Origin of the sequence: Hyphomicrobium sp., from assembly GCF_036780825.1 — a bacterium.
Classification (GTDB): Bacteria; Pseudomonadota; Alphaproteobacteria; order Rhizobiales; family Hyphomicrobiaceae; genus Hyphomicrobium_C.
The window spans coordinates 30,166-56,771 of sequence record NZ_DAIQCD010000004.1; the positions used below are offsets into that span (position 1 = coordinate 30,166).

The 26,606-nt window shown below is 66.9% G+C and carries 17 protein-coding genes; 4 read left to right on the plus strand and 13 right to left on the minus strand.

Annotated elements, in window-relative coordinates; all coding sequences use genetic code 11:
• Window positions 1-29: 29 nt before the first annotated feature.
• Complete coding sequence (locus V7P99_RS03295) at window positions 30-899, plus strand: DUF1499 domain-containing protein (RefSeq protein ID WP_333793398.1); 870 nt, start codon at window positions 30-32, stop codon at window positions 897-899.
• Here V7P99_RS03295 and V7P99_RS03300 read toward each other — a convergent pair.
• From V7P99_RS03300 to V7P99_RS03320, 5 genes are all read right to left on the minus strand, one after another.
• Window positions 832-1,740 (minus strand): MBL fold metallo-hydrolase, encoded by a 909-nt coding sequence (locus V7P99_RS03300; protein WP_333793399.1) that lies wholly within the window; start codon window positions 1,738-1,740, stop codon window positions 832-834. The genes V7P99_RS03295 and V7P99_RS03300 overlap by 68 nt on opposite strands.
• A 293-nt stretch (window positions 1,741-2,033) precedes the next feature.
• Complete coding sequence (locus V7P99_RS03305) at window positions 2,034-4,157, minus strand: hypothetical protein (protein ID WP_333793400.1); 2,124 nt, start codon at window positions 4,155-4,157, stop codon at window positions 2,034-2,036.
• 50 nt (window positions 4,158-4,207) lie between these two features.
• Entirely contained in the window at window positions 4,208-7,129 is a 2,922-nt protein-coding gene (locus V7P99_RS03310) for a DUF4159 domain-containing protein (protein ID WP_333793401.1), read from the minus strand.
• Entirely contained in the window at window positions 7,126-8,112 is a 987-nt protein-coding gene (locus V7P99_RS03315) for a DUF58 domain-containing protein (RefSeq protein WP_333793402.1), read from the minus strand. Before V7P99_RS03315 ends, V7P99_RS03310 begins: the two co-directional genes overlap by 4 nt.
• A gap of 5 nt (window positions 8,113-8,117) precedes the next feature.
• Window positions 8,118-9,116 (minus strand): AAA family ATPase, encoded by a 999-nt coding sequence (locus V7P99_RS03320; protein WP_442909857.1) that lies wholly within the window; start codon window positions 9,114-9,116, stop codon window positions 8,118-8,120.
• 368 nt (window positions 9,117-9,484) lie between these two features.
• On the opposite strand from V7P99_RS03320, the gene V7P99_RS03325 reads away from it, so the two are divergent.
• On the plus strand, window positions 9,485-10,021 hold the full coding sequence (locus V7P99_RS03325; RefSeq protein ID WP_333793403.1) for a DUF1285 domain-containing protein: 537 nt from the start codon (window positions 9,485-9,487) through the stop codon (window positions 10,019-10,021).
• Between the two features lie 13 nt (window positions 10,022-10,034).
• On the opposite strand, the gene V7P99_RS03330 is transcribed toward V7P99_RS03325, so the two are convergent.
• Window positions 10,035-10,904, minus strand: coding sequence for a TIGR01459 family HAD-type hydrolase (locus V7P99_RS03330; protein WP_333793404.1), 870 nt, complete (start codon window positions 10,902-10,904; stop codon window positions 10,035-10,037).
• A gap of 99 nt (window positions 10,905-11,003) precedes the next feature.
• Window positions 11,004-12,818 carry an EAL domain-containing protein gene (locus V7P99_RS03335; protein WP_333793405.1) on the minus strand — a complete coding sequence of 605 codons (1,815 nt, stop codon included), beginning with the start codon at window positions 12,816-12,818 and terminating at the stop codon, window positions 11,004-11,006.
• A 365-nt stretch (window positions 12,819-13,183) separates the two neighbouring features.
• Here V7P99_RS03335 and V7P99_RS03340 point away from each other — a divergent pair, with 365 nt between their 5' ends.
• Entirely contained in the window at window positions 13,184-13,933 is a 750-nt protein-coding gene (locus V7P99_RS03340; protein ID WP_333793406.1) for an SDR family NAD(P)-dependent oxidoreductase, read from the plus strand.
• Between the two features lie 79 nt (window positions 13,934-14,012).
• Here the strand turns inward: V7P99_RS03340 and V7P99_RS03345 are convergent, their stop codons facing one another.
• From V7P99_RS03345 to V7P99_RS03355, 3 genes are all read right to left on the minus strand, one after another.
• Window positions 14,013-17,084, minus strand: a complete 3,072-nt coding sequence (locus V7P99_RS03345; protein ID WP_333793407.1) for an efflux RND transporter permease subunit — start codon at window positions 17,082-17,084, stop codon at window positions 14,013-14,015.
• A complete protein-coding gene (locus tag V7P99_RS03350; RefSeq protein WP_333793408.1) occupies window positions 17,084-18,241 on the minus strand; it encodes an efflux RND transporter periplasmic adaptor subunit in 1,158 nt (385 codons plus the stop codon). The genes V7P99_RS03345 and V7P99_RS03350 overlap by 1 nt, the downstream gene beginning before the upstream one ends.
• 437 nt (window positions 18,242-18,678) lie before the next feature.
• Window positions 18,679-19,833, minus strand: coding sequence for a polysaccharide deacetylase family protein (locus V7P99_RS03355; RefSeq protein WP_333793409.1), 1,155 nt, complete (start codon window positions 19,831-19,833; stop codon window positions 18,679-18,681).
• Between the two features lie 422 nt (window positions 19,834-20,255).
• Here V7P99_RS03355 and mgtE point away from each other — a divergent pair, with 422 nt between their 5' ends.
• The gene (mgtE, locus tag V7P99_RS03360) at window positions 20,256-21,635 is read left to right on the plus strand and encodes a magnesium transporter (protein ID WP_333793410.1); all 1,380 of its coding nucleotides are present in this window, start codon (window positions 20,256-20,258) and stop codon (window positions 21,633-21,635) included.
• 45 nt (window positions 21,636-21,680) lie between these two features.
• Here mgtE and V7P99_RS03365 read toward each other — a convergent pair whose 3' ends face one another.
• From V7P99_RS03365 to V7P99_RS03375, 3 genes are all read right to left on the minus strand, one after another.
• A complete protein-coding gene (locus V7P99_RS03365) occupies window positions 21,681-22,874 on the minus strand; it encodes a sensor histidine kinase (protein ID WP_333793411.1) in 1,194 nt (397 codons plus the stop codon).
• Between the two features lie 143 nt (window positions 22,875-23,017).
• Window positions 23,018-25,669 (minus strand): aminopeptidase N, encoded by a 2,652-nt coding sequence (gene pepN, locus V7P99_RS03370; protein WP_333793412.1) that lies wholly within the window; start codon window positions 25,667-25,669, stop codon window positions 23,018-23,020.
• A 168-nt stretch (window positions 25,670-25,837) separates the two neighbouring features.
• A complete protein-coding gene (locus V7P99_RS03375; protein WP_333793413.1) occupies window positions 25,838-26,437 on the minus strand; it encodes an ABC transporter substrate-binding protein in 600 nt (199 codons plus the stop codon).
• Between the last annotated feature and the right edge of the window lie 169 nt (window positions 26,438-26,606).

Genomic DNA, 26,606 nt, shown 5'->3' on the forward strand with positions numbered 1-26,606 from the left:
GACCGTCCAGGCAACAGTTCCGATCGTCCATGCTCGCCACACCCGAGAGAGAGCCCGCCGCCAGCCGATGGGCAACGCGCGCGGCTCTGTTCGCCTTCGGTTTGCTCGTCTCGGCCGCCTTGCTGTTCCGGCTGTTCGGGCTGCCGTCGCCCATCGCCTACAATCTTGCCGCCGTATCGATGGGGATCGCGATGGCTTCGATTGCGAGCGCCGCGGTGGCCGCCGTCATCATCTGGCGGACGGGACGCCCCGGTACGGCGCGCGTGCTCTTCGCGACCGGGCTCAGCCTGGCGCTGCTGTCTCTGCCGCTCGTCCTGCTCGTATGGTCACGCGATTTTCCGCCGCTGAACGATGTCACAACCGACGTCGAGCGTCCGCCCCAGCTCATCGCGGCTGCGGAGCTGCGGGGGCCGGGGGATAATCCTGTCGTCTACAGCCGGAGGCTTGCCGAGGAGCAGAGGCGCGCCTATCCCGACATCGTCCCGGTGCGGATTGCGCGCTCGAGCGAGGAGGCGCAGGCGCTCGTCGGAGATGCGGTGAGGCGGCTCAAGATGGAGATCGTCCGCGAAGCGCCACCCGATCCTGAAACCGGCGCACCCGGCGCCATCGAGGCCGTGAGCCGGACGCTCGTGCTGGGCCTTTACGGGGACGTGGCCATTCGTGTCTCGGGAGATGGCGAGCAGGCGCGCATCGACATCCGCTCCGCTTCGCGCTTCGGACGCTTTGACCTCGGCCAGAACGCCGAAGGCGTGCGCGAACTCATCAAGGAGATCGAGGCGCGTGCGGATGCGACCATGCCCACGGCCGAGGATGCACGATCGGGCCGCCGCACTAGGCAAGAGAAAGCGGGCGCTCCGAACTCGGAGCCCCGTCGCAAGTCACGAGCCCGCGCTGAATGAGATGCTCCACGTGGGCCTGCACCGACAGCGCCGCGGCGCCGGATAGCGCGGGGTCGATGGTCGGATAGATCAGCGGCACGATGGACTGGATGGTGCCGGCGCCGTGGCGGATGGCGTCGAGGACCTGCTCCTCGCGCCAGCGGCGATGCAGCAGGTAAGCGCGCACCGTGCGCTGAGCGTTCTCCAGCCGTCCCCCGTGTCCGGGCAAATAGGTGCTTTCGGGGCGCACGAGGAGCCGGGCGAGGGATTCGACATAGTCGGCCATGGCGCCTTCCGGAGGCGCGACGAGCGTCGTGTTCCACGCCATCACATGGTCGCCCGAGAAGATGATGTTGCGTCCGGCGAGCGCGAAGCACAGGTGATCTGGCGCGTGGCCTGGCGTATGGATGGCCTCGAGCCGCCATTCCTTTTCCGCGATGACATCTCCGTGCATGACCGTGACGTCGGGCGTGAACACGTAATCGATAAACTCGGAGCCTTGCGGATTGGTGTCGGGACCGACCGGAGGGAAGGTCTCGCGGCCATAGCCGTAGACGGGGGCGCCGGTCTCGACCTTGAGGGCTTCTGCGCCGTCCACATGGTCGCGGTGTGCGTGCGTGACGATGATCTGGCGGATCGGGCGTCCATGAGCCGCCTTGAGGATCGCTTCGAGGTGGGCGGCGTTTTTTGGCCCCGGATCGATCACGGCGAGTTCGGTCATGCCGAGGAGATACGTATTGGTTCCTTTGAAGGTCAAAGGGCTCGGATTTTCAGCGACGACGCGCACGATGCCGGGGCTGATGGGCGCGGGCTCGCCGTAGGCGAACTGCATCGCAGTCTGGAATTTGAGCTCGTGGGTCATTGGACCTATGCGACGCCGCCTTGGGCGCGAGACTTAAGAGAGCTTCCGGAAAAGCGGGAACCGGTCATGTCGGAATGAGGACACCATGCCGCAATGACTGGCGGAGGCATACAGGCTCACGCGGGCGGAAGGAAGCACGAGCGGGCGGAAACCTAACGCGGCTCTGAAGTTTTGCTTAAGCCGTGCGGATCCAGGCGATTGCATATGTGGCGCAGTCCGGGTGCTGGCAGCTCTAAGTTTTTATTTGAGAAACTGTTTCACGTTCTCGGTGAATGCGTGTCCGCATCCAGGATCTAACGTCCTTCGCGCCACCAGGCCATGGCCATGACGGCCAGCAGTGCCGCGAGGGCCAGGAAGCCTGTGAACATCGGAGTGAGCTTGACACCCTTGGTCACATAAGCCTCGCGATCGCGAAGGCCCATCCAGCCCGATCCCGCGAGGACGCGGGCACCCGACATCATCGAGACGCGCGGCACCGCAACGTCGTCGCTGGCGCTTGCCGGATCGGTGCGCGTCCAGAAGACGCCGCCGCCCGTCTGCTCGACTAGCGGCTTCAGCTTGCGGTCGGTCGCTACCACCTCGCTCATCTCGCGCGGATCCTCGATCCCCGCATGGGCGACGGCGGTCAGCGGACCCGAGGATGCCTGCGTCTCGGCCTTGTAGAGACCGGGAAGCTTCACATCGAGTGTCGCCCGCCAGATACCGGGGCGCTCGCGCTCGAGCGTCACCTCACTGCGCTCGCCGCCCGGCGCCGAGACGGTGACCGGCGCCACGCTATCCTCGAGCGTATGCCGCTCGAGCGTGAGCTTGAGACCACGGGCGGAGGCGAGCAGCCGCTCCTCCTCGAGGTCGGGCTCCTTCATCAGCCAGTGGGAGAGGCGGCGCAGGAGATCCGTATGCGGTCCGCCCCCGTCATAGCCGCGCGCCCATAGCCAGGCGTGGTCCGAGGTGAGGAGGGCCACGCGGCCATTGCCCTTGCGGTCGAGCACGAGCAGCGGCTGGTTCTCCGCTCCCTGCATGACGACGCGGCCACGGTCCGGTCGCACCTCGGCCTGGCGGAACCAATGTCCCCAGGTGGCCGGATGGGCGGGCGCGAGGGTGTTGGCGCCTTGCAGGCCCTGGGTGACTGGATGACGGAAGCCTTCCTCCGTGATGCTGGCGCGGAACGGCTCCACGAGCACGCGCCCCGTTGGTGCGGCGGGAAGGACGGGCGACAGGGGCGTGCGGTAAAGGCTCGTCATGCCGGCATAGTCGTCGCCCGCCGCTACCAGCACGGCCCCGCCGTGACCTTCCACATAGCGGGCGATGTTGTCGTAGTAGGCGAGCTGCAGGATGCCGCGATGCTCGTAACGGTCGAAGATAATGAGATCGAAGTCGCGGATCTTGTCCGAGAACAGCTCCTTGGTCGGGAAAGCGATAAGGGAGAGCTGATTGATCGGCGTGCCGTCCTGCTTCTCAGGCGGGCGCAGAATGGTGAAGTGCACGAGGTCGACGGCCGCGTCGGATTTCAGGAGATTGCGCCAGGTGCGCTCGCCGGCGTGCGGTTCGCCCGAGACGAGCAGCACGCGCAGGTTCTCGCGCACGCCCTCGGCAACGATGACGACGCGGTTGTTGGCGGATGTGAGCTCACCGGGCTCGGTCGCGAGCTCGACCTCGAGGATGTTGGTGCCCGCATGCGGGAATGGCATCGCGATCGACACCGGCTCGTCGACGCTTGCCGTCCGAAGCTCGTCGGGGCGGCCCTCGCGGCGCACGCGGAGCGAGGCGCCGCCACCGCTACCCGCCGACCGGCGGCCGGTCTCGCGCACGGCGATCCTGATATCGCGAGACTGCCCGACGAGGCCATAGCGCGGTGCATCCAGGATCTCGATGCGCCTGTCGAATTCGTCCGGCGTGCCGGTGAGAAGGGCGTGCACGGGGGCGTCGAAGCCGAGCGCGGCGGTGGATGTCGGAACGTCATGCACCTGGCCGTCCGTGATCAGCACCACGCCGGCGATGCGGTCCGGCGGCGTGCTCGTCAGAACGGAGTTGAGTGTCGAGAAAAGGTGCGTGCCCTGGGTGGCGGCGTCTTCGCTCTGCGTGGATGTCGCCCATTTGATTTCGAGATTTGCGATCTTGCCGAGGCGCTGCTCGAGCTCGCGGCGGATGGCGGCTTTCTGCTCGGGACGCTTGTCGAGGGCCTGGCTCGTGCTTTCGTCGACAACCACCACGGCGATGTTGGCCAGGCTTTCGCGCTCCTCCTCGCGCAGCGTCGGGTTCATGAGCGCGGCGATCAGGGCGGCGAGCGCGAGGCCGCGCCAAAGGGCGCCCCGGCTTCTGCGGAAGAGAAGGATGGCGACGAGCACAAGCGCGAGCAGAGCCGCCGCCCAGATGAGCGGAACCGGAACCAGCGGTGTGAACTCGATCGACCAGTTCATGCCTTGCTCTTACTCCTCGCGCGGGTTCACGCCGGCGGCCCGCGCAGCCGTTATTGCCCCAGCCGTTCCAGCAATGCGGGAACGTGCACCTGGTCGGCCTTGTAGTTGCCGGTCAGCGCGTGCATGACGATGTTGATGCCGGTGCGCAGCGCCATCTCTCGCTGGCTTTCGCCGCCCGGAACGACCGGGTAAAGCGGGCGGCCCGAACTGTCGAGCGCCCAGGCGGACGCGAAGTCGTTCGAGGTGATCATGATCGACGTCACGCCGTCGGCGCGCCGCGCCCTGCGGCTCTCGCCGTCTCCTTCGGACGTCGCCTCGACCCAGAGCTGCCCGCCTTCCCAGCGGCCCGGGAACGAGCGCAGCAGGTAGAACGATTTCGTCAGCACGTGATCCTCAGGGACAGGCTCGAGACGGGGTACGTCAAGCGTGCCGATCAGGCGCTTCAGCGCCGCACCGTTGCGGCCTTCGAAGCTCGAAGCCGTCGGCATTCCCGTGCCGGAGTCCCGGGTGTCGAAGATGACCATGCCGCCCTGTTTCATGTAAGCGTCGATCTTGGCCAGCGTCGGCTGCGGCAACGGCTTGGCGCTCGCGAGCACGGGCCAGTAGAGCACCGGATAGAACGCGACCTCGTCGTTGACGATGTCGACCCCGATGGGCTCGCCCGGCTCGACCGCGGTGCGCAAAGCGAGCACGCGCGAGAGGCCTTCGAGGCCGGCCTTGCTCGTGGCATCGGCGCCGGCGTCGCCGGTCAGGACGTAGCCGAGCGTGACGTCGGCGGTGGCGGTCTGTGCTGTCTTGCCGCCCGGCACTGCGGAGAAGTCCGCGGCCGGCTGGCGTGCCTGTGCGGACGCGGGCTCCGGGGCGCCGAGGATGGCGGCCGAGGCGAGCATGCCGGCCAGGAGCGCGCCGGCGGCGGTCGGCGTGCGCGGCCGGCGCCAGGAGGCGAGTGCGCCGAACAAGCCGAGAAGCGCCAGCACGGCCACGATGTCGATGAAGATCAGGCTGAGCGACGTGGCAAGCAGCGCGGGCGCAAGCGGCGTCGAAGGTTGGGTCTCGTAGAGCATACGCTGCGCCCCTGCCAGGCTGGGAAGTGGCGCCAGCGTGCTCTTTGGATCAAGAACGTTCAGCGCATGCGGACTTCCCTGGGCACCATAGTATCCCGGAGGATGCGGACGGCTAGCCTTAACGGAAGCGAGCTTTGCCGCCGGGATGGCTTCCGCGGTGGGCGGCGGCTGGCGCAGGATGCCGAAGCCATCGAGAACCTGCACGGGTGCGAAGACATCTGCGGTGGCGGCCGCCCGGGAGGAGGCGCTCTGGTCGTCCTCGCGATCGGCGGTGCCGGCGGGCGCCTGCGAAGCGCCCTCCGGGGGCGCGAGGCTGCCGAGTGCCGTGATCCGTTGCAGCATCTCCACGAAAAGACCCGACATCGGCAGGTTCGACCAATCCGAGTTGGCGGTAACGTGGAAGAGCACGATCTGCCCCGCGCCGCGCGCCGCGGCCGTGACGAGAGGCGTGCCGTCGGCGAGGCGCGCCCACACCTTCACGGCGGGCGTCAGCCGTGCCGGATCGGCGAGCACCTGCCGGCTGACGGTCACGTCCTGGGGCACGGTGATGCCGGCGAAGACGCTGGTGTCGTCGAAAGGTGCAAGTGGTTGGGGTGCCGACCAGGAGAGTGCGCCGCCAAGCGTGCGACCGCCCATGCGCAGTGCCACCGGGAGCAGGTCGTCGCCGCCGCTTTCGAGGCGTGGGCCCGCAAAGCGCACGAGGATGCCGCCGCGCTCGACCCAGCTTTCCACGCGGTCCTTCATCTCGCCCGAAAGAGTTCCGATGTCGGCGAGCATGAGGACGCTCGCGTTCTGCTCGAAGATCGTGTCGATCCCCTTGGCCAGATTGTGGTCCTTCGGGCGGATGATCTCGGCGAATGGCTGGACGGCCTTCTCGAGATAATAAAGCGGCGCCAGCAGCGGCTGAGCCTGCTCCTGGCTCTCCCCCGAGAGCATGCCGACACGCTGCCATTGGGACCGTCCGTCGAGCAGGCTCACAGCGCCAGCGGAATGCTCGCCGGCCAGCCCGAGACGGGTGACCTGATTGCGCAGCTCGAGCGGCAGGTCGAACGCGACCTCCGTGCGTGTCGCGCCGGAAGGAAGCGTGAAGGATGCTTCACCCAGGCGTTGTCCGCGAGCCGAGAAGGCATCGATGCGCCCCGATCGGGCCGGGCCTCCGGTGCGCAGCACGGCGGCCATGAGCTTGCCGTCGGCGCCAAGATAGGCCGTAAGACCGAGCGGCTCGGAGCCGGCGGCGTCCTCGACGAGGGCGAACGTGCCTTCGCCCGCCGCCTGTTCGAGACCGTCCGCGAAGCTCGCCACGTCGCCATCGTGGTCGATGCCGTCGGCGAGCCAGAGCACGTTCGGCGCGACCACATTGGCGGAGGCGAGAGCGGTGGAAAGCCTAGCGAGCGTACCCTTACGGTCGGGAGCGTAGGGCTGCGGCTCGACGGCGGCGAGCGTGGCGCGAGCGTCGGCCGGCGCCTCGAGGCGCAGCGTCCGCGATTGCGACGCGGGTGCCGTCTCGGCCACGATCACGGGGCGTTTCTGCCGCTGTGCCTCCCCGAGAGCCTCCTCGGCGAGGGCCGAGCGCCGTGTCCATTCCGTAGCGGCGGCCCACCCATTGTCGATCACGAGCACAAGGGGGCCGCTGCCCGTCATGGCGCGGCCGCGCTCCGGATTGAGCACCGGCTCGGCGAGCGCAAGGATCACGAGTGCGGCGGCGGCGAGGCGCAGCAGCAGGAGCCACCACGGCGTCTTGGCCGGCGTCTTCTCCTCGTTCTCGAGGCCGACGAGGATGCGTGTCGCGGGAAATTCCACCTGCTTGGGGCGTGGCGGAACCGTCTTGAGCAGCCAATAGATCAGCGGCAGGCTGGCGAGGCCCGCCAGCAGCCATGGATTGAGGAAGGCCAGCGCGCCGAGGCTCATGGCATCTCTTCCGCGCCGGATGGGCGCATGCCTGCGCCGCTGCCGCTCCAGCGATAGCCGTGCTCGCGGCCTTCGAGGCGCATGACGAGCGTGAGCAGCGGCTCCGTCGGCGGGCGGTCGGTATGATGGACGAGGAACGACCACCCAAGCCGCAAGGCGAGATCCTGCAGCGCCTGGCGATGGGCCTCGAGGCGCGCTTGATAGCGGGTGCGGAGGCTTTCCGCCCGATCCGCGATCCAGGCTTCGCCGCCCTCGGAGGGCAGGAACTCGGTGCGTCCCTCATAGGGGAGCGTTTCCTCGGCCGGATCGAGCACCTGCACGAGGTGGCCGGTGGCGCCGCCCGCCGCCAATGCTTCCATGCTCTCGCGCAACTCGTCGATGGGATCGAGGAAGTCGCTGATCAGGATCAGCCCCGAGAAGCGGCTGACGCGTGCCGAGGAGGGGCGCCCCGCGGCAAGTTGCGGCGCGCCGGCGTGGGACGCGATGGCCTCGGCGATGCGTGTTGCGGCGCGCCGGCTGGAGGTGGGCGGCGTCAGGCCAAGCAGGCCCACGCGCTCGCCTCCGCGCACGAGAAGTTCCGCCGCCGCCAGCATCAGGATCAGGGCCCGGTCGCGCTTGGTCACATCGGCGAGATGGCTTCGGAAGGCCATCGAGGGCGAGAGATCGGGCCATAGCCACACCGTGTGCGCGGCCTCCCATTCGCGCTCGCGGACATAGAGGTGATCGGAGCTCGCCGAGCGGCGCCAATCGATGAGCTGTGCGGAGTCCTGGGATTCGTAGGTGCGGAACTGCCAGAACGTCTCGCCCGGGCCGGCGCGGCGGCGTCCGTGGATGCCGTGTGCCACGGTCTGAGCGATGCGGTCCGCCTCGATGAGGAGATCGGGCAGCTTGTCGGCCAGGGCATGGGCGTCGCGCTCGAGGGTGAACACCCGCGCGTCGCTGCCTTGCGCAGACTGGCCGGGGGCATGCCCGCGGGGCGCCATCGTCGTCACTCCACGGCCTTGGCGAGGCTTGCGATGAGAGCCGCCAGCTCGATCCCCTCGGCGCGGGCGGCGAAGGAGAGCGCCATGCGGTGCTTCAGCACCGGCTCCGCAAGCTCGATCACGTCATCGATCGAGGGCGCGAGGCGTCCGTCGATCAGCGCCTTGGCGCGCACCGCGAGCATGAGCGCCTGGCTCGCGCGGGGGCCGGGTCCCCAGGCGACGAAGCGGTCGGTCTCGGCGCTGGCGCCGGTGCCGGGGCGTGCCGAGCGGACGAGCTTCAGGATGGCCTCGACAACCTTGTCGGGCACCGGGATCTGGCGCACGAGACGCTGGATGGCGATCAGCTCCCCAGCGGAGAGCACGCTTTCGACCGTGCGCTCCTCGGTGCCTGTGGTGGTGTAGAGCATGCGCCGCTCGGCGGCGAGGTCGGGGTAGGTGACATCGATCTCGAGGAGGAAGCGGTCAAGCTGCGCTTCAGGCAGCGGATAGGTCCCTTCCTGCTCGAGCGGGTTCTGCGTCGCAAGCACATGGAACGGCTGAGGCACGTCATGGCGCGTGCCCGCCACCGTGACGTGATGCTCCTGCATGGCCTGAAGAAGCGCCGATTGCGTCTTCGGGGATGCGCGGTTGATCTCGTCCGCCATGAGAAGCTGCGTGAAGATCGGTCCCTTGATGAAGCGGAACGTGCGCCGCTGGCCGGGCGCCTCCTCCAGCACCTCGGAGCCGATGATGTCCGAGGGCATGAGATCGGGAGTGAACTGAATACGCTTGGCGTCAAGCCCGAGCACGCGCCCGAGCGTTTCGACGAGCAGTGTCTTGGCGAGGCCCGGAACGCCGATCAGAAGCGCGTGACCGCCAGAGAGAATGGTGATCAGCGTGCGCTCGATCACGACATCCTGGCCGAAGATGACGGAGGCGGCGGCCTTGTGGGCCCGTTTCACACGCTCGGCGGCGGCCTCGAGCTTGGCTACGATTGCCTCGTCGGTCTGGATTACGTTGCTCATGATGGCCAAGCTCACGGGTTGCGGATTACGGCTACGGCGTGCGACGCCGGACAGGGAGGCTGCCGGGCGACCTGCTGCACATCGCTCGATGTGACCGGCTGGCGGGGGCCCCGGTCAAGTTAATACTCGGTAAGACGCTTCGGGAAATCTCCTTAGCGGTTGCCAGAGGACTATGCTGCAGATTGGGCACCCACAGGGCAAGCCTGCATCTGCCCATAAGCCGGACTCTTGCGAATGCCTGCCCTTTATGGATCGCCGTTCGCCATGCGCTCGAACGTTGCGGCAGCATTCGGAAAATCCACGATAATGTGTAATTTTATGTTCCAACAGACGATTTCCAGACGGTGAGGGATGCAGGCAGCGCATCGATGGACCGACTAGAGGAGCTTTTGAGAGAGGCCGATGCGCGGGGTGCGGCTCCGGTCGAAGCATGGGATCCTCCCTATTGCGGCGATATCGGGCTCGCCATCGCGGGCGACGGCCAGTGGCTCTACCAGGGAAGCGCCATCCCGAGGCGCGAGATCGTGAAGCTGTTCGCACGCGTGCTGCGGCGCGATGCGGATGGGCGCACCTATCTGGTCACGCCGGCGGAAAAGGTGGATGTGGCCGTGGCGGACGCGCCCTTCATCGCGGTCGAGATGCAGGTTCAGGGGCGCGGGACGGAGCAGGCGCTGCTGTTCCGCACCAACGTGGATGACGTCGTGCGCTGTGACGCCGACCACCCGCTGCGCTTTACCATTGGCGCGGCCGATGGAGCGTTCAAACCGTATGTGCGCATCCGCGGCCGCCTCGAGGCATTGCTGTCGAGAGCCCTGGTCTACGATCTCGTCGAACTTGCGGACGAGGGACCGGATGGGCGCCCAGGCCTATGGAGCGGTGGCGCGTTCTTCGAGTTGCCGAGCTGAGCGGCGCTGAGGGTCACCATGCCAGCGCGGGCATAGCGGCGAGGGGAAGTCTTTCGACTGCAGAGAAAAGCTCCGATAGATGCTCGCTCGTCAAAGGCTCCGTGACGTGAATGCCGCTCGCGATGAAGACGCTGTCGAGGCCGGCGGCCGCGGCGCCTTTGATATCCGTGCGGATGCCGTCGCCGATGCACAGGATGCGCTCGCGCGGAACCGGTGTGCCGCGCAGCGTCTCGATCATGGAAAAGGCCACATCGTAGACGGGCAGGTAGGGCTTCCCGGCATAGGAGACGCTGCCGCCAAGAGCGATAAACTCGGCGGCGAGGGCGCCGGCGCAATAGACGATCTCGGAGCCGCGCTCGACGGTGAGATCGGGGTTGGCGCAAATCATCGGCACCTTGCGCTCCGCAAGCGCGGCCAGGACGGCGGCGTAATCGTCTGGCGTCTCGATCTCGTCGTTGAATAGGCCCGTGCAGGAGACCGCGTCGGCGTCGGCGGCCTCCGACAGCGTGACACCGAGCCCCTCGTAAAGGGGAAGATCGCGATCAGGGCCGAGGTGGAACACGCGCCGGCCCGTATAGGCGCCGACGAGCGCGCGCGCGGCATCTCCGGAGGTCAGGACGGCATCCCAGGCCGCGCGCGGCACGCCGAGGCGATCCAGCTGGATCACGATTTGCTCGGACGGCCGAGGCGCGTTGGATAATAGCAGTACGGTTCCACCGGCGCGGCGAAACTGCGTGCAGGCGTCACAAGCGGCGGCGAAAGCGTGAACGCCGTTGTGCATGACGCCCCAGATGTCCGTCAGCCAGACATCGCGCGCGGGCGCCAGCTCGGCGATCGATGACAGAATGGGAACGGATTGGGCAAGCGAGGGCGACGTATCCATGCGCCATGCCTACTGGCTCAGGAGGCTTGGAGCAAGCGCTGCGAGGCGCTTGCCCTTCCATCAGCCGGGCCGTGTCATGCCCATATTCAAGGCCGCGCCTTATGCGGCGGTGCGCCCGCTGCGCGGGCCGCTCACCACATCGGCCCTGACAGGGCGCGCGCCGCCAAAGAACTGGCCCTGTCCGAGGAGCGCCCCGAAGCCGAACACTCGGGCGAGCTGTTCCTCGTTGTCGATGCGCTCGACGACTAGCGTCAGGCCGTGGCGGGCAAGATGGCGGCAGACGTCGCTCGACGGAATCGAGCCGCTTGGCGCGGGCAGTCCCTCGAGGAACACGGACGCGTCGAGCTTGGCGAATACGAAGCCCTGCTCGGCCAGCATCTCGAAATCCATGTCGAGGTCGGTCAGGTGCGAGAGCGCGAAGCGGAAGCCGAGTGCACGCATGTCGGCAAGCGAATCCCATTCCGGCGTCGAGAACGCCCGTACGTCGGTCTGCGTGAAGGAAAGCACGAGCTGGCTGGCGAGGCTCGCTCGCTGGTGCAGAGTCTCGGCCAACTCGCCGAGGAAATACTCGTCCGCGACGGATTCGCCGCTGAAGGCCGAGAACACGGAGCCGCTCTTCCCCCGCTCCTCGAGGCGGCGCGCGACGGCGGCCGTGCGCGTGACGCGTACGCCGTCGAACAAGGGAAGGAGGCCGGTGCCGCGCAGGTCCGGACCGCCTGGCGCTGCCTCAAGCGGGTTGCCGTCGGCATCGCGCAGGCGCACGGCCACTTCATAGTGGCGTGTCTGCTGATCCTCGAGGCCGAGGATCGGCTCAAGCGAGACGTCGATCCGCCCAGCGGAGATGGCGTCAGCCATGAGGCGCGCGTGGGCGTCGGCGTTGGACCGCGGGCGCTGCTGCGGTTTTGCCTGCGGGGCGGCGGCAGCGCCCCGGACGAATGGCGGAAGCGGCGGCGGCTCTGATGCCGGCTCAGCGCGAGACGCCGTCTTGGGGGTGGATTTTCCTTCGGATTCGACGGCCCGCATTGTGCCGGCCGTCATGCGCAGGGCGGCGATCGAGCGCTCGATGGAGGCGGTGTCGGGCGATGCGCCGGCGGTTGCAGAAGGGCGCGACGCATCCTTTCCTCCGTCTGCGCCGTCAGCCGCAGGCGCCGGTTGCGCGCGGGATTGTTCGGCCGCGTTGACTTCGGCGAGAAGCCGCTTGATGGCGTCCTGGATCACCTCCACATCGGCTTCGCGCGGGGCTGAGGCCTTAGCCTGGGACGGCGCTGCCTTTGGCGAGGCGCCGTCGTGTGCAGGGGCGGGGCCGGGCAGAGACAGCTCGGCGGAGCCCGGGACGCGCCCGGTGACGAACGGCGGAAGCTTTTGCTCGGCCGCCGGACGGAACGACCACAGATCCTGAAGGTCCTCGGCGCGCGCGGGATTTGCGCTCTCGGCAGGCCGTCCGGCCGGGAGCGGCAGGGGCGGCGGCGCCGTGCGATCGGCTTGGCGCGAAGGTGCCGGGGGCGGCGGCTGCATGCCGGCGCCGGTCTTCGTCGTGGAGCGCTGCGGAGCCGCCGGCCGCACGTCGGCCCGGAACGGCGGCGGATCCTGGGCGGGCGCGCGCGCCGCTTTCGATGCCGGTGCCGCCTGCGGCAGGCCGGGCGCCGGGGACGGCGCCTTCAGCATGCCGTCCTGGGGATGGCGCGGTGGAGCGGCCGCACGGTCACGGGAGGGCGCCCGATCGAGCGCATGGCGCTTGCGGCGCCACATGACGGCATGGGCAGTGAGGAGGAGGAGATAAGCCGAGAGAGCGGCCGTTGCCGCGACGGGGCCGGGCAGGCCGGCGTGTTGATGCAGCGCTACCGCAGCCGCGCCCGCGACCAAGCCCATGGCCACAACGACGATGGTCTGCGAGGCAGTCTGATTTCCGGTCATAATTTCTTCTCTTCCCTCGATACTTCAGTGCGACCCGCCCCCCTAACTCAACGACGGATTCCTCCGCCAACGAATCGCTCCGCCCAGGGTCGGACCGTTCCCCCGGCAAGGCAACGTTGCCTCCCCGCGGTATCACCAGCATTTCGCGAGTGCCGTCGTCCGCATAGGCCGACAGTGGCCAAGATGCACCGGGTTTGGTGGCGCAACGGCTACAATGTTTGCGGGGGAGGGCCGCAAAGCAGCCATGGCCTAGCCGCGAGGGAACCCGAATCGGGAGGCCGTTTAGATGTCGTTAGGCGAATCGGCGTGCTATCGCCATGTCCGGGCCGCCTCACTCTGTCCGGCGTACGAAGGAGAGTTGCCCGATGTCGATGAGTGTTATTGCGCGCGCGTGCGATTGCGTGGCGTTGCCCGAGCTTGCGGGCTGTCGCGTGCTGGTTACAGGACTTACCACCGATTTCGGATTCGATGTCGCTCGCTCTTTTGCCGATCGCGGAGCGCGTCTCATCGTCCAGTCGCCGGATGCAGGCCCGGCGCTGACGGAGCTTGCCACTCTTTTGGCCGACAACGCGAGGGAGATGCATCTTTTCGATGCTCCACTCGACAGCGAGGCAGACGCGGCGCGGCTGGTGCAGACCGTGGCGCAGGAGCTCGGCGGTATCGACGCGATGGTCAACCTTGCGTGTGTGGAACGCGCCTTCGTCGACGGATTGGAGACGCCCGGTGACGTGGAGCGCCTCGTTTCCGAAGTGCTGAGACTGCCGCTGCGGCTCACGGAGGTGGCGGCCAACCGCATGCGCCTCGTCTGGCGCGAGGGCGTCATTCTGAACGCGGTGCGCATGTCCAGCGCGTCCGGCGGGCGGGCGATGATGCTGGCCGATGTGCTGCGCGCTGAGCTCGCAGCCCTGACGCGCGGCCTTGCGCGCGAGTGGGCCGAGCACGGGATCAGCATCAATGCCGTGGCTCCGCCGTCGTCGGTTGCGGTCCTCACCGGAGAGACGGAGGCCTCGGAGGCCGATCTGGCCGCGGTCGCGATCGAGCTTGCGAGCCGAAAGGGACGGGGCGTGTCGGGGCATGTGCTCGACGCCACCGGCAGCGCGGGGCACTGCTGCTGAGGCCGACGGCCAAGAAACGACCTCCTGAATACATTGGACCGAGGGCGATGAACCTCGGCTTCCATCGCGACGAAGGGCTCTATTCCGCCGGCGCAGGCGTCGGATGCGGCTCGGCGTCTTCTGCCGTGCGGCGCGACGAGCCGATGGCGCTTAGCACCGTCGGGATGACGAACAGCGTCAGGAGCGTGCCGAGCGACATGCCGCCGACGATGACCCAGCCGATCTGCTGGCGGCTCTCGGCGCCGGCGCCCGTGGCCATGGCGAGCGGTACGGCGCCGAGCACCATGGCGCCGGTCGTCATCAGGATCGGGCGCAGGCGCAGCGTCGCAGCCTCGATGACGGCGTCCTTCCATTTGCGGCCGGCCTGCTCGAGCTGGTTGGCGAACTCGACGATGAGGATGCCGTGCTTGGTGATGAGGCCCACCAGAGTCACGAGGCCGATCTGCGAATAGACGTTGAGCGAGCCGCCGACGACGTAGAGCAGCCCGAGCGCGCCACACATCGAGAGCGGCACGGTGATCAGGATGATCAGCGGATCGCGGAAGCTCTCGAACTGGGCCGCGAGCACGAGGTAGATGAATGCCAGCGCCATCACGAACACCATGGCGAGGCTGTCGCTCGAGGCGCGATAGTCACGGCTCTGTCCATTGACGTCGGTCTGGATGCCCTGGGGCAGCACCTCGTCGACGGTGCGCTCGATGTGATCGAGAACCTCGCCGAGGGCGTAGCCTGATGCGATGTTTCCGGAGATCGTCACCGAGCGAAGCTGATTGAAGCGCCTGAGATCCTTCGGCGCGACGCTTTCCACGACGCGGACGATGTTGGAAAGCTGCACCATCTCGCCTGAAGGCGAGCGCAGGAAGATGGTGTCCAAGGCAGCGGGGCTCGAACGGTCCGGAATGTCGAGCTGCACCATGACGTCGTATTGTTCGCCATTCATCTCGAAGCGCGTCACCTGGCGGCCGCCGAGCAGGGTCTCGAGGGTGCGCCCGACGACGTTGACGTCAAGCCGCAGGTCCGAAACCTTGGCCCGGTCCATCTCGATGCGGAACTCCGGCGTGTTGAGCTTGAGGTCGCTCTCGAGGCTTTCGAGGCCGGGATAGCTTTCGAGCGCCTGGAGGAGGCGCGTGGCCATCTGGTCGAGCTCCTCATAGGTGCCCGACGATTGCACGACGAACTCGACCGGCTTCGAGGAGCCGCGCTGGCCGAAGGCGTTCGGGTTGGGCGTGAAGGCGAAGACGCCGGTGATGCGGCGCACCTTCGGGCTGATCTCGCGGGTGATCTCCTGCTGCGAGCGGGTGCGCTCGCTCCAGTCCTTGAGAGGCGCGAAGATCAGGAAGCCGGACACCTCCGGGTTGCCGTTGATGACGAGGCGCGAGGCGATCTCCGGCACGCCGGCAAGAATGGCGTCGGCCTCAGCGCTATAGCGGCTGGTGTAGGCGAGGGTCGCCCCTTCCGGTCCGGTGCCGCGCACGCGGATGACGCCGCGGTCCTCGACGGGGGCCAGCTCGGACTTGAGATTGATGAAAAAGTAGTAGCTCGAGCCGGCAACGCCCAAGGCAAGCATCAGCACGAGAACGCCGTGACGTACGACTGTCGTCAGCGAGCGCCGGTAGCCGCTCTCGAGCCCGGTCAGGATCCGCTCGATAAAGAGGAAGATGCGGCCGGGTTCGGGATTGTGGCGTAACAGCCGTGCACACATCATCGGCGTCAGCGTGAGCGCGACGAAGCCCGAGATGATGACGGCGCCGGCGAGCGTCAGCGCGAACTCGAGGAAGAGGCGGCCGGTCTTGCCCGGCGCGAAGGCGATCGGCGCGTAGACGGCGGCCAGCGTGAGCGTCATGGCGATGACGGCGAAGCCGATCTCGCGCGTGCCCTTGATCGCTGCCTCCAGCGGCTTCATGCCGTCCTCGATGTGCCGATAGATGTTCTCGAGCACCACGATCGCATCATCGACGACGAGGCCGATGGCGAGCACCATGGCCAGGAGGGTCAGCGTGTTCACGCTGAACCCGAATATGAGCATCAGCGTGAACGTTGCGATCAGCGAGATCGGGATGGTGACGATCGGGATCAGAGAGGCACGCGGCGAGCGCAGGAAGAAGATGATGACGAGCACCACGAGCAGGATCGCTTCGCCGATGGTGTGGTAGACGGCCTCGATCGAGCGCTCGATGAAGATGGCGTCGTCGTTGCCGACATGGGCCTGCATGCCGTTGGGCATGGTTTCGTTGATGCGGGGCAGCAGGGCGCGAACGGCTTTCGAGACGTCGAGCGGATTGGAGACGGCCTGCTTGATCACGCCGACGGCGATGGCCGTGCCCCCCTCGAAGCGGCTTTCGCGCCGCTCGTCGAAGGCGCCCAGCTCGACGCGCGCCACCTCGCCAAGCTTCACCTGGTGCGTGCCCGACATCTTGATGACGATGTTGCGGAACTCGTCGGGCGTGACGAGGCCGGTGCGCGACAGCACGCTGAACTCGCGGTTGGCGCTTTCGATGCGGCCGGACGGCAGCTCCACGTTCTGGGCGCGAAGCGCGTTCTCAACGTCCTGCACAGTGAGTGCGAAGGCGGCGAGCCGTTCGCGGTCGATCCAGATGCGCATCGCATAGCGGCGCTCGCCATAAATCATGACGTCGGCGACGCCGTTCAGGTTTTTGATCTGATCGATGACGAAGCGGTCGATGTAGTCGGTGATCTCGAGCGGGTTCAGCACCGGCGAGTTGAACACCAGCATCATGATGGGCTGCGCATCGGCCTCGACCTTAGCGATCACCGGCTCGTCGATCTCGTCCGGGAGCCGGCCGCGCACGCGCGAGACGCGGTCGCGCACATCGCTCGCCGCCACGTCCTGGTCGACGTCGGGGCGGAAGCGCACACTGATGCGGCTCTGCTCCGAGCGGCTTTGGGAATCGATCACGTCGATGCCGGGAATGCCGGCGATCGAGCCTTCCAGGATCTGCGTCACCTGGGTCTCGATGATGCGCGCGGAGGCGCCCGGATAGCGTGTCGACACCGAAACCACCGGCTCGTCCACGTTCGGATACTCACGCACGGTGAGACGCGAATAGGAGACGATGCCGAGCAGGATGAGGACGAGGCTCAAGACGGTCGCGAATACCGGCCGGCGGATGCAGAACTCGGACAGGCTCATCAGGTGCCTCGCGCGGCCGGTGCGCTGCTGCTGGCGACGACCTCGACGATCGTGCCGTTCTTCAGCTTCTGCTGACCGGCGACCACGACCATGGCGTTCTCCGCAAGGCCTTCCAGAATCTCCACCATGCCGTTGCTGCGGCCCCCGAGCTCGACCCTTGCTTCAAGGGCTTGACCGTTCTCCACCGTGTAGACGATCTTGTCATCGCCGCGCGGAACGATCGCCGCTTCCGGGACGACGATCACGTTACGCGTCACCTGACCCTTTACGCGGACGCGCGCAAAGAGGCCGGGCCTGAGAGCGAGGCCGGGGTTCTCGAGGCGGGCGCGGATCGACAGCGCGCGGCCGTTCACGTCGATGTGCGGATCGATGGCGTAGATGGTGCCGGTGAAGCTGCTGCCGGGAAGCGCATCGACTGTGATCTCGACGGTTTGTCCGGTGGCGACCTGGGCCAAGAACAGCTCCGGGAGCTTAAAGTCGATCTTAAGGGCGTCGATCTTCTCGAGGTTGACGATCGCTTCTCCGGCGCCGACGTAGGCACCTGGCGAAACCTTGCGAATGCCGGCGACGCCGCTGAAGGGGGCGCGGATCGCATGCTTCGAGAGCCGCACCTTGGCAAGCTCGAGGGCCGCGCGCGTGGTTTCGGCGTTGGTCGAGGCTTCGTCGCGCGCGCGCTCGGTGACGTTGCCGGAGCGGGCGAGAGAGTTGGCGCGCCCGAGGTTGCTTTCGGCGAACGTGAAGCGGGCCTGTGCGTCGGCCACCTCGGCCTGGGCCAGCGCGTCGTCGAGCTGCACCATTACGTCGCCGGCCGCGACGGGCGCGCCCTCGGCGAGGAAGATCTGCGTGATACGGCCGGGGATCTCAGAGGTGATCTGCACGCTCTCGTCGGATTGCAGCGTGCCGATGGCGCGCAGGTCCTGCGTCGACGTGGTGGCAAGCGCGGGAGCCGCCTCGACGGTTACGCTCGGTATCGTGCCGGGTCTTGCATCGCGTTGCTTGCGGGCGGGGGCGTCCTCGGCGGCATCGGCCGGCGCGGCAGACTGCCAAAGGGCGGCAACGCTGTTCCGCGCCATGTCCCACGGCTTGTCGTCCCAAAGATAGAGGGTGACGCCGCCTGTGAGCGCAAGGAGTGCGCCTGCGATGAAAACCTTAACCATGCGTGTCCTTCTGCCCAGGGGTTTGTTCCGCGGCCGGACAACCGATTGAGACGAATGCGGCCGCGCGTCCGCGGCATCCTCTGGTGTCAGTTGCCCCGAACAACGGGCCAAGCACGCACAATCCGTCGTTTCTAGGGCGCTTACGCTCCGTTGGGATTGGGCACGCCGAATAAGCGCGCTCCAGATGTCTGCCGTAAGACGGCGTCACATGCCCGATGTGGGCCCGATGCGGAGCCGGAGCACGCGCATCGCGAACGATCAGGCTCTGGATACGCCCCGGTCGATGGAAGCACGGGGAATGGCCCCACATTTCGGTCTGATCAGGCTATTTTGCGGCATCGTATCTGAACCGCGGCTGAACGGGTCCAGCCTAGGGGAGCTTACGCTCGAAATGTGGCCGGAGCCACAGTCATAACGGCTCGCGGGCGACCGGCCGCTCAATCCCAGCCGAAGGAGCGGAGCTGCCAGGGATCGTTGCCCGGATTTGCCCAGTCGTGGGGCTTGGCCGGGTGGCTGGCTGGTGCGGCGGGCTTGCTGGCGCGGGCCGACGGAGCGGGATGCGGCGCGCTGCCGTGCTCGTCAGGGCCGGAGATCGGCCAGGTCGCGGCGCGGTCGGCCAGCGGGGCCTTGGCTGCCGCGGCGGATTTCGACGCGAGGGCCTTTTCCGCGATCGCATCGTATTCAGGCAGCGTTATGGCCGGATGCGCGCTCTCTATGTGCACGACCCGATAGCCGCGGGCTTTGAGCTCGGCGAGAAGGCTCGCCAGGGCGCCAGCCGTGGAGGGCTGGATATCATGAAAGAGCAGGATGCCCTTTTTGGTGCGGTCGAGCTGGGCGAGCACGTTTCGCAGCACGATGCCCGGGCTCTTGGTGCGGAAGTCCTTCGAATCGACGTGAATTCCGAAGATGCCAAAGCCCCGGCTTTTGATGTAGTCGCGCGTCGCCTTGCTGTGGCCGAGATAGGGGAAACGGAAGAACGGTGCGACGGGCCCGCCGACGGCGGCGGCCACGGCGGAGAGACCGAGCTCGAATTCCCGCTTCATAGCAGCGTCACCCAGGCTCGCTAGGTTCTTGTGCGACCACGTGTGCGTGCCGACGGTGTGGCCGCGGCGGACTACTTCGCGCAGAGTCGCCGGATCGGAGATCGCCATGCGGCCGACCGAGAAGAATGTCGCCTTGACGCAATCCGCGTCGAGCGCGTTCAAAATGGGCACGGTGTAGCGGCGTGAGGGGCCATCGTCGAACGTCAGGACGACTTCGCCGGGTTCGAGAAACTTGGGCTCGTCCTTGAGGTACTGCTCTCCGAACTCGAGCCCGCCGGTCGCGTCGATCTCGACCACCCTCGAGGTGCCAAGCGCGTCGGGCCGCGCGTGGCAACCGGACGTGATGTCCGGCCTATCGACGGTGGCGACTGCGGGGCCGACCGAAAGAGCGTATCCGCCATCATGGCCGCCGCCATCGTGTGTGCCGTGGGGCGCATGTGGGTGAGGGACGTCGAAGCCGGTCTCGGCCCGGACATTTCCGGAGACCAACATGGCGCCGGCCACAGCGGCGAACGCCAGGGCCAGCCATGTGCACCGACTGGCGCTCATCCGGTCATCTCCTCTCGTGCAGGCCTTGATCGAACTTGGCCGGGACGGCGCAAGCTCTGCCCGTCGCATCCCCTTAACGTTGGTAGATGAGTTTGTAGCCAAATTGCAACCGCTCTCGGCAGCGGCATATTTTTCGCCAATCGCAGTGTCGCAGAGGTGACGGCTATGCTAGAGCACGGGCGCTTTTGGTTGGACGGCGATGTGCGATCGTGCTCGAAGCTGCCGTTTGAGAAGCTGGTCCACATCCGATGCGGGCGCTGGGCGCTCGGTCTTGTCTCTGCGACGCGGCTGCTACTGCGCATGGCAAAGCTCCCGGCTCTCTCGCCGAAGCGGCGCGGGCCGGGCTGCGGAAGCCGATGCCGCCGCTGGCGGTCGCGCCCCCGAACCCTCCGCATAGCGGGCGATGGCGTGATGGAGCATTGATGACAAGTGTAGACGAGACAGAAGTTGCTCCGGATGTCGAAGCCGTCAGCATCGCGGATCTGGTGCGCGAGGTTGCGCTCGCGCTGCACGACGGGGACAATCCGCGCGCAGCCGCGCTCGTCACCGGCCTACACCCTCGCGATCTCGCGGATGTCGTCGAACTTCTCTCCCCGGAGCATCGCGTCGCGCTCATCCAGGCGCTGGGGCCGGCCTTCAATTACGAGGTTCTGTCGGAGATCGACGAGGGAGTCCGCGACCAGCTCTCCGAGGCACTTCCCAACGAGCTTCTGGCGAAGGCAGTCACCGAACTCGACACGGATGACGCCGCCTACCTGATCGAGAACCTCGAGCAGGCCGACCGGGACGAGATTCTTGCCCACCTGCCCAAGGGCGAGCGGGCGGCCCTCGAGCGCCAGCTCGAGTATCCTGAGGAGACGGCCGGGCGCCTGATGCAGAGCGACTTCGTCGCCGTGGCGCCCTACTGGACCATCGACCAGGTGATCGAGCATGCGCGGGAGACCGACGACCTTCCAGATACGTTCGCCGAGATCTTCGTCGTGGATCCTGCATTCCGGGTTCTTGGCAGCGTCGATCTCTCCCGACTCCTGCGGACGAGGCGCGACGTTCCCGTCTCGGACATCATGGAGGCGGATCTGCAAGTCGTGCTCGCTACCGACGATCAGGAGTCGGTGGCGCGCCAGTTCGAGCGCTACAGCCTGATCTCGGCGCCCGTCGTCGACGAGAACGGCAAGCTTGTCGGCGTGATCACCGTCGATGACGTGGTGGAGATCATCCAGTCCGAGGCCGACGAGGACATGCGCGCCCTTGGCGGCGTCGGCGACGAGAGCATCGGCGACACCGTCATCCAGACGGCCCAGAGCCGCGTGCCGTGGCTGATCGTCAACCTTGGCACGGCGGTGCTGGCATCGTTCGTCATCAAGATGTTCGACGCCACCATCGAGCAGATGGTAGCGCTCGCCGTACTAATGCCGGTCGTGGCGTCGATTGGCGGCAATGCGGGCACTCAGACGATGACCGTCACCGTGCGTGCGCTCGCCACCAACAAGCTCGGCGCCATCAACGCGCGCCGGATCATCTCGCGCGAGGCGACCGTCGGTCTGCTCAATGGTTTCGTGCTGTCGCTGATCATGGCCTCTATCGTGTTCCTGTGGTTCGGCTCGACGAAGCTCGGAACGGTGATCGGTGCGGCGATGGTGGTCAACCTGTTCGCGGCGGCGCTGGCCGGCATCCTTATTCCGCTGGTCCTTTATCGTTTCAAGCTGGACCCTGCGCCGGCATCGGGCGTGTTCGTCACCATGATCACCGATTGCGTGGGATTCTTCGCTTTTCTCGGGCTCGCGTCCCTGATCCTCTTTTAGGCCCGGATATCGAGCTTGGCTCTGAGGCACGCTCGCCCATGCAACTCAGGGGCAGGCGAGCTGGTGGTGCGGCTCCGCCTGCACCGGGGCTTTCATCTCGGGAAGACGAGAGAAGAAGTCATGCTGGGCCGCGCACTTGAGCACGGTGACGGCGCGCCACGTGGAATAGGGATCGTCGACCTCGATCAGCGAAGCGCCGGCAAGCTCGAGCAGGGCGCGGGCGAGACACATCGGCAGTGACGGCTGGCCGACGCTCGGCGCGCCGGGCTGGCCGCGCAGATACACCTCGATCTGTGCCAGATCGCCGTCCGCGGTGGCGACGACGCCCAGGGTGCCGCGGGCATCGGCGCGCCGTACGGCCTCGGCGAGGAGGTTGATGAGGATCTGCCGCATCGGGCGGCGCTCCACGAGCAGCGACAGCCCTTCCGGGATCTCCGCTTCGAGCGTCAGGCCATGGGTGCTGCTCGGACTGCAATGGAAGGACCAGGCCTCGTCGACCATGGTCGCCAGATCGACGGGAGAGATGACGGCTGCGGCCGGGTCATGATCGAGGAGGCAGGTGATGGCCAAGGTATCCTCGGCCGATTTCAGGAGATCGCGGCCGCACTCGCCAATGTGGCGGGCATATTCGCGGTAGCGAGGGTGTCCGACGGGCCCGAGCAGCTCGGAGTGCATGACGTCGGAGAAGCCGATCACGGCGTTGAGAGGTGTGCGCAACTCGTGGCTGACCCGGGCCATGAGATCGCCCCACGGCTGCGTGCAGGGTGTTGCGAGGCGGTTGAGGCGAGCGGCGGCGCGGGTCAGGCCGCCGAGGTCGGCGGGAAGCCCGGCGGGCATGATGCGGTCCCCCATGAAGGGCAGCGGGGAGGGCGAGGCCCCGCTGCCCTGTTCTTGCGGGGAGAGAGCGTTCACACACGTCTCGGCGTGCGGCGGAGCCTTGGGCTGAGAGGCTGGCCGAACCGGCGAAGCCGTGCGGAACGGGAGGACTACGCTTGGCACGGCAATCGCGAACAGCGCGATGGCAATGCCACTGACAAGAAGCACCTGCGAGGGCAGGGACGTGGAATGGAGCCAGGCGAAAGCCAGCGCCGAGACGTGGAGCGCCAGCGCGCCGCGGAGAAGCCATAGCCTGCCGGAGCCGATTCCGGACCGGGCTTCGGCCTCTGTGCGAGAGGTGGCCGGCGCGGCGTCGCCGAGGCCAGACTCCTCCCGTGTACAGGCCGACAGGGTCCCAGCCATCCTGCGTCTCCAATTCCAAATTTTCGAGTGTTGCGCGTGACGAAGGATCACCGGCCGCCCGGCGAATCACATGTCTACTTCACCGATTCGAGTCGCGCCTGTCGAGGGAGATTAAATGAGCGCTATCAGAGTTTTCCGGCGTGTTACTTATCGAGCATTCTGCTCACGATCTCGAACACGTCGCGTGACAGACCGGGATTTCGAGCGATGTGTTGCAGCGCCCTTTTTGACGCCGCCCGGCGCACCGGCTCCAGGGAATGCGTGACGCGGAAAGCGGCCAGCATGCGGGCTGCGATGGAAGGATTGAAGCGGTCTATAGCGAGCACCTGGCGGGTGAGGAACTCGTAGCCGGCGCCGTCCGGCCGGTGGAATTGGACCGGATTCTGAAGTGCGAAGACACCGATCAGGGCCCGAACTTTGTTGGGAGCCGTGAGGCTGAACAAGGGATGGCGGGTGAGCGCCCGGATCTGGCGGAGTGCCGCGCGTTGCGGCGAGCGGGCCTGGGCCGAGAACCAGGTGTCGATGACGAGATGGTCGTCGTGCCAGCGCTCGAAAAAATGCTGCAGGGCCCTTTCGCGGACGTCGCCCGTGCCGGCCGCGATGAGCGTCAGCGCGTGAGCCTCGTCGGTCATGTTGCTCGCCGTGAAGAAATGATCGGCGAGGCGGGCTTCATCGGCGGCCGTGCCGCGCGCGACGAGCAGCGTCAGGGCTCCGTTGCGCAGCGCGCGCCGCCCTGCGCTGGCGGCATCTGGTGAGAAGCGCGCCGGCGGCCGCATCTCGGCGTAGATCGCTTCGAGGTCGGCGCCGAGTGCCTTGCCCGTAAGCTTGGAGAGCTGGCGATGGGCGCGGAAGATCAGGCCGGGGTCCACGTTGCGCCCAATGGTGCGGGCGATATCCGCCTGGCTCGGGAGCTTCAGAAGCTCGGCTCTGTAGGCGGGCTCGAGCTCGCTCTTTGCGATCGAGGCGCCGAGCGCCGCGATGAAGTCAACCGCGCGCGCGCCTGCGCGCTCGCCCTTGCGCAGGCTCTTCACCATGTCGACCAGGACCCGCGTGGCATAGGTGTTCGCGGCCTGCCAGCGGTTGAACAGATCCTGGTCGTGCACCATCAGGAAGGCGAGGTCGCGATCGGAAAGGTTCTGCGTCACGTTCACGGGCGCCGAGAAGCCGCGCAGGATCGATGCCACGGGCGGGGATGGCACGTCCACGAAGCGGAACGTCTGCGAGCGCTTCGTTACGTGCAGCACGCAACTGTCGATCGCGTCGTCCTTGTCGCGCTTGAGCGGGATCTCCTCGCCGTCGCGGCCGATGAGTCCGATGCGCACCGGGATGTGCAGCGGCTTCTTCCGGGCTTCGCCTGGCGTCGGCGGAAGGACCTGCTCGATCTTGAGCTCGGCCTGCTTTTTTGCCTTGTCATAGCTCAGGGTGGAGACGAGCTCGGGCGTTCCCGCCTGCGCGTACCAGAGCATGAAGTGGGAGAGGTCGCGCCCTGATGCGTCTTCGAAGGAGCGGAGGAAATCTTCGATGGTCGCCGCCTGTCCGTCGTGGCGGTCGAAATAGAGATCCATGCCGCGCCGGAAGTCTTCGGCGCCGAGAATGGTCTCGATCATGCGGACGAGCTCCGCGCCCTTCTCGTAGACCGTTGCCGTGTAGAAGTTGTTGATCTCGATATAGCTCTCCGGCCGCACCGGATGTGCGAGGGGGCCCGCGTCCTCGGTGAACTGCGTGGCGCGCAGCTTGCGCACGTCGGCGATCCTCTGCACCGTCGCGGAGCGTTCGTCGGCCGAGAATTCCTGGTCGCGGTAGACCGTGAGGCCTTCCTTGAGGCAGAGCTGGAACCAGTCGCGGCAGGTAATCCGGTTGCCGGTCCAGTTATGGAAATACTCGTGCGCGACGACGCTTTCGATGGATTCGAAATCGATATCCGTCGCCGTCTCCGGTGAGGCGAGGATCAGGCGGTCGTTGAAGATGTTGAGGCCTTTGTTCTCCATGGCCCCGAGGTTGAAGTCGGAGACGGCGACGATGTTGAACACGTCGAGGTCGTACTCGCGCCCGAACTGCCGCTCGTCCCAACGCATGGAGCGCTTGAGGGCGTCCATGGCCCATTCGGCGCGCGCCTCCTTGCCATGCTCGACATAGATCTTGAGGGCGACCTTGCGGCCGGAGGCGGTCTTGAAGGTCGATGCGATGTGGCCGAGATCGCCGCCGACAAGCGCGAAGAGATAGGAGGGCTTGGGGAACGGATCGTGCCAGACGGCGAAATGCCGGCCCTTCGCGAGGCGCCCGCGTGCCACGGGGTTGCCGTTGGCAAGCAGCACCGGCGCCAAGGCGCGATCGGCCTCGATGCGGCAGGTGTAGGTGGCCAGCACGTCGGGCCTGTCGGGGAAGAACGTGATGCGGCGGAAGCCTTCGGCTTCGCACTGCGTGCAGAAGACGCCGCGCGAGCGATAGAGGCCCTCGAGGGCCTTGTTGGCGTCGGGATTGATGACCGTCGTGATTTCGAGCGTAAAGGGGCGAGCGGGCGGGCTCGGAATATGAAGCGCGGTTTCGCTCTGCGTGTGGGCCCGTGCGGCCAGCGGCTTGCCGTCAATCGCGATCGCTGTGAGCGCCAGCTCCTCGCCGTCAAGGACGAGGGGGCGCGAGGCCGCGCCGGCTGCGGGGTTGCGGCGGATCCTGAGTGCCGCCTTCACCTCCGTGCGCTCCGGATCGAGGGCCACGTCGAGGTCGACGTGGTCGACGAGGTAGTCCGGCGGTCGGTAATCCTTGAGGCGGCGCGGGCGGGGCGTGTCGGTCTTCATGGAAACTCAGATAGCATGCGGAACCGGCCGTGAGCTACGGCCATCGCGTTGCGGAACAGGCCGGCCCGGTGTCTTCATAGATAGCGTCGCGAGCCCGTTTGAAGGCAAGGTGCTTGGCGCGGCCTCGGAGCGAGCTCCGGCATTGCTGCCTTGTAAGCGCCTGCCGCCTCAGCGGTTGAGTGCGATGACGAGGGTGCGCGGGTTGCCGCCGTTCTCCGCGATGTAGTTCTGGAACAACGTGTTGAGGAACGTGGTCATCTCGAAGCCGATGATCTCGGCCTCGCGCACCTTGTAGACGCCGCCGCGGCGGACGAGGCGCCAGCGCACGTCGTAGGTGTCTCCGCTCTTCAGAGTGATCCGGCTATCGACGTAGACACCGCTCGCCGTCTCCTTCGTCTGGCCCACCATGATGGCGCGCGCGACGGGATAGCGTGGGCCTTCCTTGGCGGCGTAGCGGGAGATGAAATTGATCATGCCGGCGTAATAGGCTGGCCGGTCCGACTTGGCGAGGCTCTGGGCGTAGGAGCCAAGGGCGCTGATGGCGATGCTCGGCACGTCGGCATGGCTGCGCAGGACGGTCGCGTATTCGGCCTCAGAGCCAGAGCGCTGAGCGGCGATGAGCTGGTTTGCCACGCGCTGCATGAATTTTGCGGGCGTTTCCGACTGGGCCTGCGTTTCGGGGCCGGCGAGGGCGACCAGCGAGAGTACCGTTGCCGCGAGCGTGAAAATCGCGCCCCCCCGGGCCAGGCGCTGCCAAACCGTCGTCATCGAGCTTCGCTCCGCAATTCCTGCCGGTCCGAATCCTCCCTGCGGAGAAATCAACCGCATTTACCATTGAGCATGGCGTTACGCCACAAGTCAAAGCCCTGTGCAGCCGGGAATATGTCCCGTTCCAAGCCGTGCCGCGCGCCCCGTGAGAGCCGCGCCGACAGCATCC